Source organism: Streptomyces sp. NPDC052721 (assembly GCF_040678315.1).
In the GTDB taxonomy this organism is placed as follows: Bacteria; Actinomycetota; Actinomycetes; order Streptomycetales; family Streptomycetaceae; genus Streptomyces.
Window position 1 is genome coordinate 180,650 of the sequence record NZ_JBFATL010000002.1, and the last position, 13,952, is coordinate 194,601.

The 13,952-nt window shown below is 73.1% G+C and carries 12 protein-coding genes and 1 pseudogene; 10 read left to right on the forward strand and 3 right to left on the reverse strand.

The features are described 5' to 3' along the window. Positions 1 to 92 precede the first annotated feature (92 nt). The gene (locus AB0L21_RS02850) at positions 93 to 605 is read left to right on the forward strand and encodes an EF-hand domain-containing protein (RefSeq protein ID WP_365702299.1); all 513 of its coding nucleotides are present in this window, start codon (positions 93 to 95) and stop codon (positions 603 to 605) included. A 44-nt stretch (positions 606 to 649) separates the two neighbouring features. Here the strand turns inward: AB0L21_RS02850 and AB0L21_RS02855 are convergent, their stop codons facing one another. After that, positions 650 to 2,146: an AMP-binding protein gene (locus tag AB0L21_RS02855; protein WP_365781832.1), complete on the reverse strand. Its 1,497-nt coding sequence runs from the start codon at positions 2,144 to 2,146 to the stop codon at positions 650 to 652. A 101-nt stretch (positions 2,147 to 2,247) separates the two neighbouring features. On the opposite strand from AB0L21_RS02855, the gene AB0L21_RS02860 reads away from it, so the two are divergent. The 4 genes from AB0L21_RS02860 to AB0L21_RS02875 all read left to right on the forward strand — a co-directional run bounded on the left by AB0L21_RS02860 (position 2,248) and on the right by AB0L21_RS02875 (position 6,522). After that, entirely contained in the window at positions 2,248 to 3,444 is a 1,197-nt protein-coding gene (locus AB0L21_RS02860; RefSeq protein WP_365781834.1) for an amidohydrolase family protein, read from the forward strand. Further along, positions 3,444 to 4,577 carry an acyl-CoA dehydrogenase gene (locus tag AB0L21_RS02865; RefSeq protein WP_365781836.1) on the forward strand — a complete coding sequence of 378 codons (1,134 nt, stop codon included), beginning with the start codon at positions 3,444 to 3,446 and terminating at the stop codon, positions 4,575 to 4,577. Before AB0L21_RS02860 ends, AB0L21_RS02865 begins: the two co-directional genes overlap by 1 nt. A gap of 54 nt (positions 4,578 to 4,631) precedes the next feature. Further along, positions 4,632 to 5,498, forward strand: coding sequence for an acyl-CoA dehydrogenase family protein (locus tag AB0L21_RS02870; RefSeq protein ID WP_365702307.1), 867 nt, complete (start codon positions 4,632 to 4,634; stop codon positions 5,496 to 5,498). Between the two features lie 550 nt (positions 5,499 to 6,048). Next, positions 6,049 to 6,522 carry an ATP-binding protein gene (locus tag AB0L21_RS02875; RefSeq protein WP_365702572.1) on the forward strand — a complete coding sequence of 158 codons (474 nt, stop codon included), beginning with the start codon at positions 6,049 to 6,051 and terminating at the stop codon, positions 6,520 to 6,522. Positions 6,523 to 6,826: 304 nt separating this feature from the next. On the opposite strand, the gene AB0L21_RS02880 is transcribed toward AB0L21_RS02875, so the two are convergent. Continuing rightward, complete coding sequence (locus tag AB0L21_RS02880; RefSeq protein WP_365781838.1) at positions 6,827 to 7,753, reverse strand: cyclase family protein; 927 nt, start codon at positions 7,751 to 7,753, stop codon at positions 6,827 to 6,829. Between the two features lie 102 nt (positions 7,754 to 7,855). Here AB0L21_RS02880 and AB0L21_RS02885 point away from each other — a divergent pair, with 102 nt between their 5' ends. The 4 genes and pseudogenes from AB0L21_RS02885 to AB0L21_RS02900 all read left to right on the forward strand — a co-directional run. Then, positions 7,856 to 8,773, forward strand: coding sequence for an SDR family NAD(P)-dependent oxidoreductase (locus AB0L21_RS02885; protein ID WP_365702311.1), 918 nt, complete (start codon positions 7,856 to 7,858; stop codon positions 8,771 to 8,773). 181 nt (positions 8,774 to 8,954) lie between these two features. Then, positions 8,955 to 10,103 carry an acyl-CoA dehydrogenase family protein gene (locus tag AB0L21_RS02890; protein ID WP_365781840.1) on the forward strand — a complete coding sequence of 383 codons (1,149 nt, stop codon included), beginning with the start codon at positions 8,955 to 8,957 and terminating at the stop codon, positions 10,101 to 10,103. Further along, positions 10,103 to 11,152: a Zn-dependent alcohol dehydrogenase gene (locus tag AB0L21_RS02895; protein WP_365781842.1), complete on the forward strand. Its 1,050-nt coding sequence runs from the start codon at positions 10,103 to 10,105 to the stop codon at positions 11,150 to 11,152. The genes AB0L21_RS02890 and AB0L21_RS02895 overlap by 1 nt, the downstream gene beginning before the upstream one ends. A 70-nt stretch (positions 11,153 to 11,222) precedes the next feature. Further along, a pseudogene (locus AB0L21_RS02900) lies at positions 11,223 to 11,567 on the forward strand (MFS transporter); the annotation flags it as partial. Here AB0L21_RS02900 and AB0L21_RS02905 read toward each other — a convergent pair. Next, entirely contained in the window at positions 11,469 to 12,500 is a 1,032-nt protein-coding gene (locus AB0L21_RS02905; protein ID WP_365781844.1) for a helix-turn-helix domain-containing protein, read from the reverse strand. The pseudogene AB0L21_RS02900 and the gene AB0L21_RS02905 sit on opposite strands and share 99 nt — an antisense overlap. 71 nt (positions 12,501 to 12,571) lie before the next feature. Here AB0L21_RS02905 and AB0L21_RS02910 point away from each other — a divergent pair, with 71 nt between their 5' ends. After that, positions 12,572 to 13,879 (forward strand): MFS transporter, encoded by a 1,308-nt coding sequence (locus AB0L21_RS02910; protein WP_365702319.1) that lies wholly within the window; start codon positions 12,572 to 12,574, stop codon positions 13,877 to 13,879. Positions 13,880 to 13,952: the final 73 nt, after the last annotated feature.

The window sequence follows — 13,952 nt, forward strand, 5'->3', positions numbered from 1 at the left end:
CGGCCGTCCGCGTCGTACGCTCCCTGCCAGGTCACCCCCGCCCACGGGCAGGACCACCCCTACGACCCTCACGTAAGGCGGCCCGAACAGACATGGTCAGCACCGAGTACGAGCGCAGGATCGCCGCCCGGTTCGCCACCTTCGACCAGGACGGCAACGGCTACATCGACCGGGGAGACTTCAACGCGGCGGCCAAGGCACTGCTCACCGAGTTCGCCGTACCCGCCCGCTCCGACAAGGGGCAGGCGCTGTACGCCGGCGCGGAGGCGTTCTGGCAGGGCATGGCCGGCATCGCCGACCGGGACGGCGACCAGCGCATCACCCGTGAGGAGTTCGTCACCGGCGCGGTCAAGCGGCTGCGCGACAACCCCGACCGCTTCGCCGAGATCGCCCGCCCCTTCCTGCACGCGGCCCTGGCGGTGGCCGACACGGACGCCGACGGCCGGATCGGCACCGCCGACACCGCGCGCGTACTGCGCGTCTTCCGCGTCCCGGAGGAGGCCGCCCGCCAGGCCGCCGCCGCCCTCGACACCGACGGTGACGGCAGGATCGGCGAGGCGGAGATCGTACCGGCGTTCGCGCGCTACTTCACGGTCCCCGAATAACGGCAATCCACGGCACGATCCGGCGGCGGCCCGCCGGCCCACCCTCACCTGAACCGCTCCCGCAGCTTGTACTTCAGTACCTTCCGCAGTGTCTCGTTGCGTGGAAGGGCGTCCACCACCTCCAGCCGCTCCGGGAGCTTGTGCACGGACAGTCCTTCCGCGCGGAGGAAGGACACGGCCTCCGGCAGGGTCAGCCCGGGTGTCCCCGGCCGCTGTTCGACCACCGCGCAGACCAGTTCGCCGCGTTCGGCGTCCGGCAGGCCGATCACCGCCGCGTCGCCCACCGCCGGATGCGTGGCCAGCAGGTCCTCGATCTCCTTGGCGGAGATGTTCTCGCCCTTGCGGATGATCACGTCCTTGAGCCGGCCGGTGAGGACCAGGTGACCCGACTCCGTCAGGTGCCCCAGGTCACCGGTGCGCAGGAAGCCGTCGGCGTCGAAGGCGGAGGCCGTCTGCGCGGGGTCCAGATAGCCCTGGCAGACGGCCTCGCCGCGCAGCCGTATCTCTCCGTCGACGATCCGGATCTCCATGCCCTGCGGGGGCCGCCCCTCGGTCGTGGCCAGGTTCTCGGGGGTGTCCTGCGGGTCGCCCATGGTGATCATCGGGACTTCGGTCATGCCGTAGCCGTGGGTGAGCTGGACGCCCATCTCGCGGACCACGGCGCGGTACAGCTCGGGCGGCTTCGGGGCGCCGCCGCCCGCGAGCAGCCGCAGCGACGGGATCACCTTCTCGCCCGGCCGTTTGCGCTGCTCGGCCAGGAACAGGGAGTAGAAGGCCGTGGACCCGCCGGCCACCGTGACCCCGTGCCGCCGGTACTCCGCCAGCGCCTCCGGCAGCGCGAAGTGCTCGCACATGACCGCCGGGAAGCCGTAGAGGAGGAGCATCACCGTGTAGTCGGGGCCGGCGATGTGGGCGTAGGGGAAGGCCATCGAGCCGACGTCGTCCGCCGACAGGCGCAGGGCGTGCGCCAGGCAGGAGCCGCCCGCGATCAGGGAGCGGTCGGTGTGCAGCACGCCCTTGGGGTCGGAGGTGGTGCCCGAGGTCCAGTAGATCCAGCGGACCGACGTGCCCTCGGCGGGCGGCGGGGGCAGGACGGACGGGTCGCCGTCGGGGAGGTCGTCGTACGCCTCGAAGATCCCCTCGGCGCCCAGCCGCCGGGCCATCTCCGTGTGGTCGTGGCCCCGCCACACACCCGGTACGGCGAAGAACTCCGCCTTCGACTCGCGCAGCGCGAAGCCGACCTCCCGGTCCCGGTAGAAGGGGATGACCGGGGACTGTACGGCGCCCAGGCGGGCCAGCGCGAAGGACAGCAGGGCGGTCTCGATGCGGGTGGGCAGCTGCCAGGCGACCACCGTGCCGGGGCGTACGCCCATGCCGTACAGGCCGGCCGCGACGCGCTCGGCGCGGGTGCGCAGGTCGCCGAAGGTGAGGACCCGGTCCTCCTGGATCAGGACCGGGCGGCCGGGGGTGAGGCCGGCGCGGCGGGTGACCAGCTCCCACAGTGTGCGGGCGGAACCCAGGGTGTGCGGGGTCTCGTTCACGGCTGCCCCCTGCTTGGCTGACGACTCGTCAGATGCCATGCTATCTGACGGGCCATCAGTTACGCAGGGCCCAGTCGAGCACCGTCCGGCGGAGGGGACCCATGGCGACCGAACTGCCCCGCATCATCAGCGTCGACGACCACGTCATCGAACCCGCCCACCTCTTCGAGACCTGGCTGCCCGCCAAGTACCGGGACCGGGGACCCCAGCCACTGACCGCCGGGATCGGGGAGCTCGCCTATGTCGGCGGGAAGTACCAGATCACCATGGACCCGGCGGGACAGCCGACGGACTGGTGGATCTACGAGGACCTGAAGTTCCCGTACAAGCGGAACATCGCCGCCGTCGGCTTCGACCGGGACGAGATGACCCTGGAGGGCATCACCCGGGAGCAGATGCGGCGCGGCTGCTGGGACCCCAGGGCGCGGCTCGCCGACATGGACCTCAACCACGTCGAGGCCAGCCTCTGCTTCCCGACCTTCCCGCGCTTCTGCGGGCAGACCTTCGCCGAGGCCCACGACAAGGAGGTCGCCCTCGCCTGTGTGCGCGCCTACAACGACTGGATGGTGGAGGAGTGGTGCGGGGACAGCGGCGGCCGGCTGATCCCGCTGTGCCTGATCCCGCTGTGGGACGTCGAGCTGGCCGTCGCGGAGATCCGGCGCAATGCCGCGCGCGGGGTGCGGGCCGTGACCTTCTCCGAGATCCCCACCCACCTCGGGCTGCCCTCCATCCACTCCGGCTACTGGGACCCGTTCTTCGCCGTCTGCCAGGAGACCGGCACGGTCGTCAACATGCACATCGGCAGCAGCTCCCAGATGCCCGCCGCCTCCCCCGACGCACCGCCCGCCGTCCAGGCGTCCCTGAGTTTCAACAACGCCATGGCCTCGATGATGGACTACCTCTTCAGCGGGGTGCTGGTGCGCTTCCCCCGGCTCAAACTCGCCTACTCGGAGGGCCAGATGGGGTGGATCCCGTACGCCCTGGAACGCGCCGACGACGTGTGGGAGGAGCACCGCGCCTGGGGCGGGGTCAGGGACCTGATCCCCGAGCCGCCGTCGACGTACTACTACCGGCAGATCTTCTGCTGCTTCTTCCGCGACAAGCACGGCGTCGCCTCACTGGACGTCGTCGGCCGCGACAACGCCACCTTCGAGACCGACTACCCGCACGTCGACTCGACCTTCCCGCACACCAAGGAGGTCGCCCTCGACCATGTGAAGGGCCTGGACGACGAGACCGTCCACAAGCTGATGCGAGGCAACGCCATCCGCATGCTCGGCCTGGACCTGGACCGCTAGTGGACCTCTCCCGCACGCCCGAGGAGGAGGAGTTCCGGGTCCGGCTGCGGACGTGGCTCGCCACGGTACTGCCCACCCTGCCGGCCAAGCCGTCCCCGGACGACTGGCCCGGCCGCCGCGCCTACGACCTGAGCTGGCAGCGGATGCTGTACGACGCCGGGTACGCCGACGTGCACTGGGACGCCTCCCCGACGATCCGGATGATCTACCTGGAGGAGACCGAGAAGGCGGGCGCGCCCTACGTGGGCGCCAACTTCGTGGGACTGCTGCACGCCGGGCCGACGATCGCCGCCGAGGGCACCGCCGAACAGCGGGCCCGCTGGCTGCCGCCGATCCTGCGCGGCGAGCAGGTGTGGTGCCAGGGGTTCAGCGAACCGGACGCCGGCTCCGACCTCGCGTCGCTGCGCACGCGCGCGCGCAGGGACGGCGATCACTACGTGGTGACCGGATCCAAGATCTGGACGTCCCACGCGGAAGTCGCCGACTGGTGCGAGCTGCTGGTCCGCACCGACCCGGCCGCGCCCCGCCACCGGGGCATCACCTGGCTGGCCCTGCCGATGGACACCGAGGGCGTCACCGTACGGCCGCTGCGCACGCTCGCCGGGTCGGCGGAGTTCGCCGAGGTCTTCCTGGACGAGGTGCGGGTGCCGGTCGCCAACCGGGTCGGGGAGGAGAACGACGGCTGGCGCGTGACCATGGTCACCCTGTCCTTCGAACGCGGTACGGCCTTCGTCGGCGAGGTCGTCGCCTGCCGCCGGGTGCTGCGCGCACTCGCGTGCGCCGCACGGGAGAACGGCCGCTGGGACGATCCCGTGCTGCGCCGCCGGCTCGGCCGGCTGGAGGCGGAGTTCCGCGCGCTGTGGCGGCTGACCCAGTGGAACGTGAGCGAGGCGGAGGCGAACGGCGGGCTGCCCGGCGTCGGAGGCTCGGTCTTCAAGCTCCGCTACTCGCACGCCCGGCAGGAGCTGTACGACGCCGCCGCCGAGGTCCTCGGCCCGGACTGCCTGGATCTGGACCGCCCCTGGGTGCTCGACCGGCTGTCCTCGCTGTCGTACACGATCGCCGCCGGGACCTCGCAGATCCAGCGCGGCATCGTGGCCGAGCGGATCCTCGGCCTGCCCAGGGGGAGGTGAGCGTGCGTCCCCGGCTCACACAGGATCGCGCGGACCGCGCGGAGGGGAGGTCCGGTGCGTTTCCGGCTCACCGATGACCAGCGGGCCTTGCGGGCGGGTGTGCGGAACCTGCTGGAACGCCGTTTCGCGCGGGAGGCGCTGCGCGCGGCCGTCGCCGCGCCGGGCCGGCTCGACCGGGCGCTGTGGCGGGCCCTCGGGGACGCCGGGTTCTTCGCCCTGCGGCTATCCGAGGCGGACGGCGGGGTCGGACTGGGGCTGCCCGAGGCCGTGCTGGCGTTCGAGGAGGCCGGGCGGGCCCTGCTGCCCGGCCCGCTGGTGGCCACGCATCTCGCGGCCGGCGGCGTGCCCGGCGCGGCGCGCGGGGAGACGGTCGTGGCGGCCGTCGACGGCGAGCTGGTGGAGTGGCTGGACGCGGCGGACGTCGTCCACGGGGACGCCTCCGGTGCCGTACCGCTGCGGTCGGTTGACCCGCTCACTCCGCTGCACCGGGTGCCCGCTTCCGCGCCCCCGGATCCCGTCGCCGTGCTCCTCACCGCCGCCGAGCAGCTGGGCACCGCCGGACGAGTGTGCGAACTGGCCGTGCAACACGCCCGGACGCGAAAGCAGTTCGGGCGGCCCGTCGGCGCCTTCCAGGCCGTCCAGCATCTGTGCGCGGACCTGCTGGTGCGGGCCGAGACCGCACGCGCCGCCGTCTACGCCGCCGCCGTCACGGCCGACCCCGCCGACATCGCCGCCGCCCGGCTGCTCGCCGACGACGCCGCCGTCCAGGGGGCCCGCGACTGCCTCCAGGTGCACGGCGGCATGGGGTTCACCTGGGAGGCCGACGTGCATCTGCACCTGAAACGGGCGTGGGTGCGGGCCCGGCGCGCCGGAGGGAGCGCCGAGAGTGAGGAACTGCTCGCCGCCGTGCTGGCGGGCTGAACCGCCGGTGGCGTCCCGGGCCGCCGTACCCGGGCCGTCGTGGCCCACGGTGTCGCGGATCGTGGCGTGTCGGCGTCACGGAGCGTTGATACCGGGTTGTGTCCTTCGCGGGACTCGTCACGTCCCGGAGTCGGCTGTCCGCTCGGGTACCTTGTGTGAGATGCGAGTGGCTGCGCGTACGAGCCGGGCCGGCGATGCCCCTGGGGCGGTGCCGGGCCGCGCGGTGCGCGCCGCAGCTCGCGGGGCGGTCAGGCCCGTTGTCCCCGTCTGTTCGACTCCCCGGCACGAGCGTCGCACAGTATGCCCTACGCGTACTCCTTCGCGCGGGAATATGCCCGAAGCGCTTGTTCGGGTGACTGTACGTCAACCATGCTGTCTCGCAAGGGAGTCACGGTCCGTGACCCTTGCTCTGGCCGTTGTTCTGGCCATGCAGAAAATGGCTAGGATCGTGGCCCTCGTGATCGCCGCCGCGGCTGAGACCGCGGAGCGCGGTTGGCGTGGGGTCATGTATCCGCCGGTTCGGATGGTGTGAGCGGTGCAGGTGCTTCAAGTGCAGCTGGAGATCCGGCCCGACCCCGCGGAGGTGGGGCGCGCCAGGAGGTGGGCTCGCTCGCGGCTCGCCGGATCGGGGATAGCGGCCGACGAGCCGCTGGCCGAGACCCTGATCCTGCTCGTCTCCGAGCTGGTGACCAATGCCGTGGTGCACACCGGCCGGCCCGCCGTGCTGCGGCTGTGTCTGCCGGGTCCGGCGGCCGAGAAGTGCGCGTCGGCCACGGTGCGGGTCGAGGTGACCGACCGCAGCTCGTGCGCGCCCGTGCCCCGCTGCGCCGGCGACGACGCCACCGGCGGCCGGGGTCTGGCCCTCGTGGACTGTCTCGCCGACCGCTGGGGCTGGAGTCCCGAGGACGCCGGCAAGAGCATCTGGTGCGAACTGGACCGCTGTTCACAGCCCCGGGAGAGCGCGGCGATGGCGTACAGGGGCGGACTGCCCGCGTACGAGGGCCTCGCCTTCGAAGCGGTGTAGCGGCCCGGAGCGGTGGTGCGCCGGGGGTGCGCCCCTGCGCGGGTGCTGTGAGCGGGGCTGCCGCAACACAGGTCCGTACCGGCGTTGACGTTCCCTGGGCGCCTGATCAGGCTGGGGTGCGTCGATCCGCCGCGAGGGGGCGGCGAGGGCCCCGATGACGGCGGTCCTCGCCGAGTGCGGATCGCGTCGGACGGCGGCGCGTGCGTGTGACGGTGGGGGGAGGCACGCGCCGCCGACCGCGGTCGCGCCGTGGCCGTACGGCCGTCGTGCCGCGCTCGTCCCTCGGCCGTCGTGTCGCCGTCGTTCACAGGATCGCCACCGGGGCCACCGGTGTCCCCGTCGCGCCCACGAACGGCTCGGGCATCGCCGACAGCAGGAACGTGTACCGGCCCGTTTCTCCACAGGCTGTGGACAACTCTTCGAGATTCCAGTTCTGGCCCTGGAGCATCCCCATCTCCACCAGGTGCAGCGCGTGCACGGGCAGCCACAGGTCCTCGATCTCGGGCGGGAAGATCTCGAACGTGAGGGTGTCGTTGGCGACAGCCGCCACATCGCGTGCGTGGAACCACTCCGGGCACCGCACCGAGAGCCCCGGTGACGGATAGCCGTACCCGTGCTTGTCCCCGGCCAGATACACCCGCACCTGCCCCGTCCGTACGAGCACGATGTCACCGGCACGCACGCGCGTACCGGCCAACTCCTCGGCCGCCTCCAGGTCTTCCGGCGTGACCGCATGACCGCCCCCCAGCCGGTCCACGCCCCGCGCGCGGGCCACGTCCAGCAGCACCCCGCGCGAGACGAGGTGCGGCACCTTGTCGATCCCGCTGAACTCGGCGCCGCCGTGCGCGGTGACCGTGTGCGCGGGGCGGCCGTTGTAGAGCTTCCCGGAGTGCGAGACATGGGTCAGCGCGTCCCAGTGGGTGCCGGCCTGGAGCCCCATGGTCACCGCGTCGTCGCTGCACGCCACCGTGCCCGGCCCGAACAGCTCCTGGTTCAGCTGCACCATCGCGTGCAGCGGGTTGACCCGGCCCGGGATCACCCCCGTCTGCACGCCGTCCTGCCCAAGGGGGAGGGCGAGCGGGACGCGGCGCCCGGTGCGCACCTCGCGGGCGGCCTCGCGCACGACGTCGTCCGTGATCAGGTTCAGGGTGCCGATCTCGTCGTCGGCGCCCCAGCGCCCCCAGTTGTTCACGCGCCCCGCGATCGTGTGGAACTCCTCCGGCAGTGCCATCCGGTGCCTCCCCGGGGCTTGTGCCCGCGCGGCCGGCGGGCCATAGAATCTAACGGACCGTCAATCTAACGAACCGTCAGAAATTGCGGGAAGGGGCCGGGCGTGGGGAACTTCTTGGCCGGCAAGGTCATCGCCGTGACGGGTGCCGGGCGCGGGATCGGACGGGCGGTCGCGCTCGCGGCGGCGGCCGAGGGAGCGAAGGTCGTCGTCAACGACTACGGCGTGGCCGTGGACGGCGCCTCGCCCACCAGCGAGGTCGCCGAGGCCGTCGTCAAGGAGATCGAGGCGGCGGGCGGCGAGGCCGTCGCGGTCGCCGACGACATCTCCACCATGGCCGGCGGACAGCGGGTCGTGGACACGGCGGTGCGGACGTACGGCCGGGTCGACGGGGTCGTGTGCGTGGCCGGCATCCTGCGCGAGCGGATGCTGTTCAACATGACCGAGGACGAGTGGGACCCGGTCGTCGCCACCCACCTGAAGGGCACGTTCACCGTGTTCCGGGCAGCCTCCGCCGTCATGCGCCGGCAGCGCTCCGGCACCCTCATCGGCTTCACCAGCGGCAACCACCAGGGCTCCGTCGCGCAGGCCAACTACAGCGCGGCCAAGGGCGGGATCATCTCCCTCGTGCGCAGCGCCGCGCTCGGCCTGCACAAGTACGGGGTGACCGCGAACGCGGTGGCGCCGGTGGCGCGTACGCGGATGTCGGCGAACGTGCCGATGCGGCTGGCGGAGATCGGCGAGCCGGAGGATGTGGCCGCGCTGGTCGTGTACCTGCTGTCCGAGCGGGCTGCCGCGCAGGGCGTCACCGGGCAGGTGTACACGGTCGCCGGGGCGAAGATCGCGGTGTGGGCGCAGCCGAGGGAACTCCGCTCCGTTTACGCCGAGGGGCCCCGCTGGACGCCGGAGCGGATCGCCGAGGTCCTGCCGGGGTCGGTGGGGGTGGATCCGATGCCGATGCTCGCCGAGCTTTCGGCGCTGGAGGAGGCGGCGCGGGCTGGGGGCCGACCGAACGCCTCATAGCCCGGCGGGCGTGATGGTTCGGCGACTGCGGTGCGTCGTGGTTCCTCGCGCCCGCGCGGCTGAGCCGCATATCGACGCGGCCCCGCGCCCCTCCGGGCGCGGCGGCACCCCGCCGGCGCGGGTGAGCGGACCGGCCCCCGGGGCCGGCACCGGCGCCGGTCACCGATCAGAGGTGGTGGACATGGAGTTCGGGTTCGGCGAAGAGGACGAGGCGTTCCGTGCCGAGGTGCGGTCCTGGCTGGGTGAGCATGCCAAGGGCCCCGTGGGAAGGCGCGCCTGGGAGAGGACCCTCGGTGCCGCCGGCTGGATCGGGCTCGGTTGGGCCGAAGGGGGGTACGGCAACCGGACCGTGCCCCTCACCCAACAGGTCGTCTGGGCCGAGGAGTACGCCCGCTCGGCCGCGCCCCCACGCTCCGGGCACATCGGGGAGAACCTGCTCGCCCCCACCCTCCTCGCCCACGGCGACGAGGAGCAGAAGAGCCGCTTCCTGCCGCCGGTCGCCGCCGGTGAGGAACTGTGGTGTCAGGGATACAGCGAACCCGGTGCCGGCTCCGACCTCGCCGGGGTGCGCACGGCGGCCGTGCGGGACGGGACGTCGTACCGGATCAGCGGGCAGAAGATCTGGACCTCGCTCGCCCAGGAGGCCGACTGGTGTTTCGTGCTGGCCCGGACCGACCCGGACGCCCGCCGTCACCAGGGCCTCAGCTTCCTGCTCGTGCCCATGGACCAGCCCGGCCGCGTCGAGGTCCGCCCCATCCGGCAGCTGACCGGCACGAGCGACTTCAACGAGGTCTTCTTCGACGGGGCACGCGCGCGCGTGGAGCACGTCGTCGGGGGAGAGGGGCAGGGCTGGCGGGTGGCGATGAGCCTGCTCGGGTTCGAGCGCGGGGTGTCCACCCTGGCCCAGCAGATCGGCTTCGCCCAGGAGCTGGCGGGGGTCGTCGCGACCGCCGTGGAGACCGGGGCCGTACGCGATCCGGTGCTGCGCGGCCGGCTCGTCCGCCAGTGGGCCGAGCTGCGCGCCATGCGCTGGAACGCCCTGCGCACCCTCGGCGGTACCGCCGACCCGGGCGCGTCCAGCGTGGCCAAGCTGCTGTGGGCGAACTGGCACCAGCGGCTGGGCGAGCTGGCCGTCGAGGTCAGGGGCGCGGCGGCGGCCGTTGGTCCCGCGGACTGGTCGCCCGTCTCGCCGTACGCGCTCGACGCGGACCAGCACCTGTTCCTGTTCTCCCGGGCCGACACCATCTACGGCGGTTCCGACCAGATCCAGCGCACGATCATCGCCGAGCGCGTGCTCGGTCTGCCGGGTGAGCCGAAGGGGGCCGTGTGATGCGGGGTGTGGTGTTCGACGGCAGGCAGGTCCGGGTCGTCGGCGATCTGACGGTGCGGGAACCCGGCCCCGGCGAGGTGCTGGTCGCCATCGCGGCGGCCGGGCTGTGCCACAGCGATCTGTCGGTGGTGGACGGCACCATCCCGTTCCCGGTACCGGTGGTGCTGGGCCATGAAGGCGCCGGTGTCGTGGAGGCGGTGGGTACGGGCGTCACCCATGTCGCGCCCGGTGACCACGTGGCCCTGTCCACGCTCGCCAACTGCGGGACGTGCGCGGAATGCGACCGGGGACGGCCCACCATGTGCCGGCAGGCGATCGGGCGCCCGGCGAAGCCGTTCACGCGGGGCGGTGACCCGGTGCACCAGTTCGCCGCCAACTCGGCCTTCGCGGAACGCACGGTCGTCAAGGCCGTGCAGGCCGTGCGCATCCCCCGGGACATCCCGCTGTCCTCCGCCGCGCTGATCGGGTGCGGGGTGCTCACCGGGGTCGGCGCGGTCCTGAACCGGGCCCGGGTGGAGCAGGGGGACAGCGTGGTCGTGATCGGCACGGGCGGGATCGGGCTGAACGTCATCCAGGGCGCGCGGCTCGCCGGCGCCCTCGCCGTCGTGGCCGTGGACGCCAGTCCCGCCAAGGAGGCCGTGGCCCGGCAGTTCGGCGCCACCGACTTCCTGACCTCGGCGGACGGCGTGCGGGACCTGCTGCCGACGGGGGCCGACCACGTCTTCGAGTGCGTGGGCCGGGTGGAGCTGATCCGCCAGGCAGTCGACCTGCTCGACCGGGGCGGCCAGGCGATCCTGCTCGGCGTGCCCCCGGCCACGGCCGAGGCGTCCTTCCTGGTCTCCTCCCTGTACCTGGACAAGTCGATCCTCGGCTGCCGGTACGGCTCCTCGCGCCCCCAGCGGGACATCGCGCTGTACGCCGAGCTGTACCGCCGAGGACGGCTGATGCTGGACGAGTTGGTGACGGAGGTGTACCCGGTGGAGGACTTCGAGAAGGCCCGGGCGGAGGCGGAGGCGGGCCGGGTGGCACGGGCGGTGCTGACGTTCTGAGTCCCCCTCAGGCGCCCTCGGGGGAAGTTGTCCACAGGCCCGGGAAAAGGGGCCGGCGCCGGCCGAGGCCGGGCTGCTCCGGTCCGGCGCGGTGCTCACCCGGGACCTGTCCCTGCGCGAGGTGCTCCCGCCGGAAGCCCTGGCCGCCGGCTACTCGGTCATGTACGCGGCCGTGGGCGCCGGTTACGCGGCGACGGGCTCGCTCGCCGGCGCCCTGCTGCCGCGCACCGCGCCCTCCACGGCGATCCTGGCCGGGGTGCCCCTCACCCTGCTGCTGACGGCGGTCGGCTCGTGGGGCGAGAGACGGGCCGGCCGGTCAGCGCCGGGTGCCGACACCGTCCTGCCGCTCGGCGCCGCCGCCGGTGCGGAAGGCGCGCCGGTAGGCGGTGGGCGTGACCCCGAGGGCGGCCTGTAGATGCTGGCGCATCGACTGGGCCGTGTTGAAGCCCGACTCCCGGGCCACCTGGTCCATCGACAGATCCGTGGACTCCAGCAGGTGCCGGGCGCGCTCCACGCGCTGCCGGGTGAGCCACTGGCCGGGGCTGACGCCGACCTCCTCGCGGAAGCGGCGGGTGAAGGTGCGTACCGACATGGCCTCCTGTTCGGCCAGGTCCCGCAGCTGGATCGGCTCGTGCAGCCGGCCCAGGGCCCAGGCGCGGGCGGCGGTCGTCGTGGCGACCTGGGGATCGGGGACCGGGCGGTGGATGTACTGGGCCTGGCCGCCGTCGCGGTGGGGCGGTACGACCGTGCGGCGGGCCACGTCGTTGGCGACGGCCGTGCCGAAGTCGCGGCGGACCATGTGCAGGCACAGGTCGATCCCGGCGGCGACCCCGGCCGAGGTCAGCACGTCCCCGTCGTCGATGAACAGCACGTCCGCGTCCACCTTGATCTTCGGGAACATCCGCTGGAAGCGCTCGGCGTCGGCCCAGTGCGTGGTCGCCGGGCGTCCGTCGAGGCGGCCGGCGGCGGCGAGGACGTAGACGCCGGTGCAGATGGAGGCCAGCCGGGTGCCGGGGCGGATGCGCGCGAGGGCGGCGGCCAGCTCGTCGGTGAGCCGGCCCTCGTCGTAGAGCGGGCCGCGTTCGTAGGACGCCGGGACGATCACCGTGTCGGCCGTCGCCAGCGTCTGTGGGCCGTGCGCTACGTGCACGGCGAAGTCGGCGTCGGTCTCGACCGGGCCGGGCGGCCGGGTCGAGCAGGTCACGACCTCGTACAGGGGCCTGCCCCGGGCGTCCCGGGGATAGCCGAAGATCCGGTGCGGGATGCCCAGCTCGAAGGGCAGCAGGCCGTCCAGGGCGAGGACGGCGACCCGGTGCGGCCGGAATTCCCCTGCTGCTGCGCTCGTCATGGCCCGATCATAGCGAAGGCTGTCCATCGGGCCACTCGATGCAGGAGCATGCGCACGGGAGGGTGGACGACGTGACTCAGACAACCCCAGCCGTCGCCCCCGTCCAGGTCCCGCCCGCCCGGCGCGGCCGTGTGCACCGTGCCTGGTTCGTCGCCGCCGTCACGTTCGTCACCATCACCGGCGCGGCGGCCTTCCGATCCCTGCCCGGCCTGCTCATCGACCCGCTGCACCAGGAGTTCGGCTGGTCGCGCGGCACGATCGGCGCCGCCGTCTCCGTCAACCTCGCGCTCTACGGCCTCACCGCGCCCTTCGCCGCCGCGCTGATGGACCGCTTCGGCATCCGCCGGGTCGTCGCCGCCGCGCTCACCGTGATCGCGCTCGGCTCCGGCCTGACCGTGTGGATGACGGCGGCCTGGCAGCTGCTGCTGTGCTGGGGCCTGCTGGTGGGGCTCGGCACCGGCTCCATGGCGCTGGCCTTCGCGGCGACGGTGACCAACCGGTGGTTCACCGAGCGGCGCGGTCTGGTCACCGGCATCCTCACCGCCGCCTCCGCCTCCGGCCAGCTGGTCTTCCTGCCGCTGCTGTCCTGGATCGTCGAGCGCCACGACTGGCGGCCCGCCGCGGTCACGGTCGCCCTGGCCGCGTCCGCCGTCGTCCCCTTCGTCTGGCTCCTGCTGCGCGACCACCCGGCCGACGTGGGCGTGGCACCGTACGGGGCGCGGGAGTTCGTGCCCAAGCCGCCGCCCGTCACCGGCGCCGCCCGCCGCACGCTCGGCGTCCTGTCCTCCTCCGTCCGCACCGGCACGTTCTGGCTGCTCGCCGGCACCTTCGCGATCTGCGGTGCCTCCACCAACGGGCTGGTCCAGACGCACTTCGTGCCCGCCGAGCACGACCACGGCATGCCCGTGACGACGGCGGCCTCGCTGCTCGCGGTGATCGGCGTGTTCGACGTCGTCGGCACGATCGCCTCCGGCTGGTTCACCGACCGCTTCGCACCGCGCCGCCTGCTCGCCGTCTACTACGCCCTGCGCGGCCTGTCCCTGCTGTTCCTGCCGATGCTGCTGGGCCCCGCCGTCCACCCGCCGATGCTCTTCTTCATCGTCTTCTACGGCCTCGACTGGGTCGCCACCGTCCCGCCCACCCTGGCCCTGTGCCGCGAGCAGTTCGGCGAGGACAGCGCCATCGTCTTCGGCTGGGTGCTCGCCGCCCACCAGGTCGGCGCGGCCGTCGTCGCCTACCTCGGCGGAGTCGCCCGGGACGTCTTCGGGTCCTACGACGTCGTCTGGTACGCCTCCGGCACACTGTGCGCGGCGGCGGCCCTGATGGCGCTGGTCATCCGGCGCACCACACCGGCCGCGCCGACCCCCGCCGTACCCTGAGGCGGGCGCCGCGCCCGGCCCGCCCCTCCAGCGCTTCCCCGGTCCTGCGACGGCGCCCACCCCGGGGTGCTGC

What these genes read in the sequence shown, in the direction of transcription:
- AB0L21_RS02895 (WP_365781842.1), top strand. Translation starts at nt 10,103, where the DNA reads ATGCGGGGTGTGGTGTTCGACGGCAGGCAGGTCCGGGTCGTCGGCGAT.
- AB0L21_RS02890 (WP_365781840.1), top strand. Translation starts at nt 8,955, where the DNA reads ATGGAGTTCGGGTTCGGCGAAGAGGACGAGGCGTTCCGTGCCGAGGTG.
- AB0L21_RS02860 (WP_365781834.1), top strand. Translation starts at nt 2,248, where the DNA reads ATGGCGACCGAACTGCCCCGCATCATCAGCGTCGACGACCACGTCATC.
- AB0L21_RS02905 (WP_365781844.1), bottom strand. Translation starts at nt 12,500, where the DNA reads ATGACGAGCGCAGCAGCAGGGGAATTCCGGCCGCACCGGGTCGCCGTC.
- AB0L21_RS02880 (WP_365781838.1), bottom strand. Translation starts at nt 7,753, where the DNA reads ATGGCACTGCCGGAGGAGTTCCACACGATCGCGGGGCGCGTGAACAAC.
- AB0L21_RS02850 (WP_365702299.1), top strand. Translation starts at nt 93, where the DNA reads ATGGTCAGCACCGAGTACGAGCGCAGGATCGCCGCCCGGTTCGCCACC.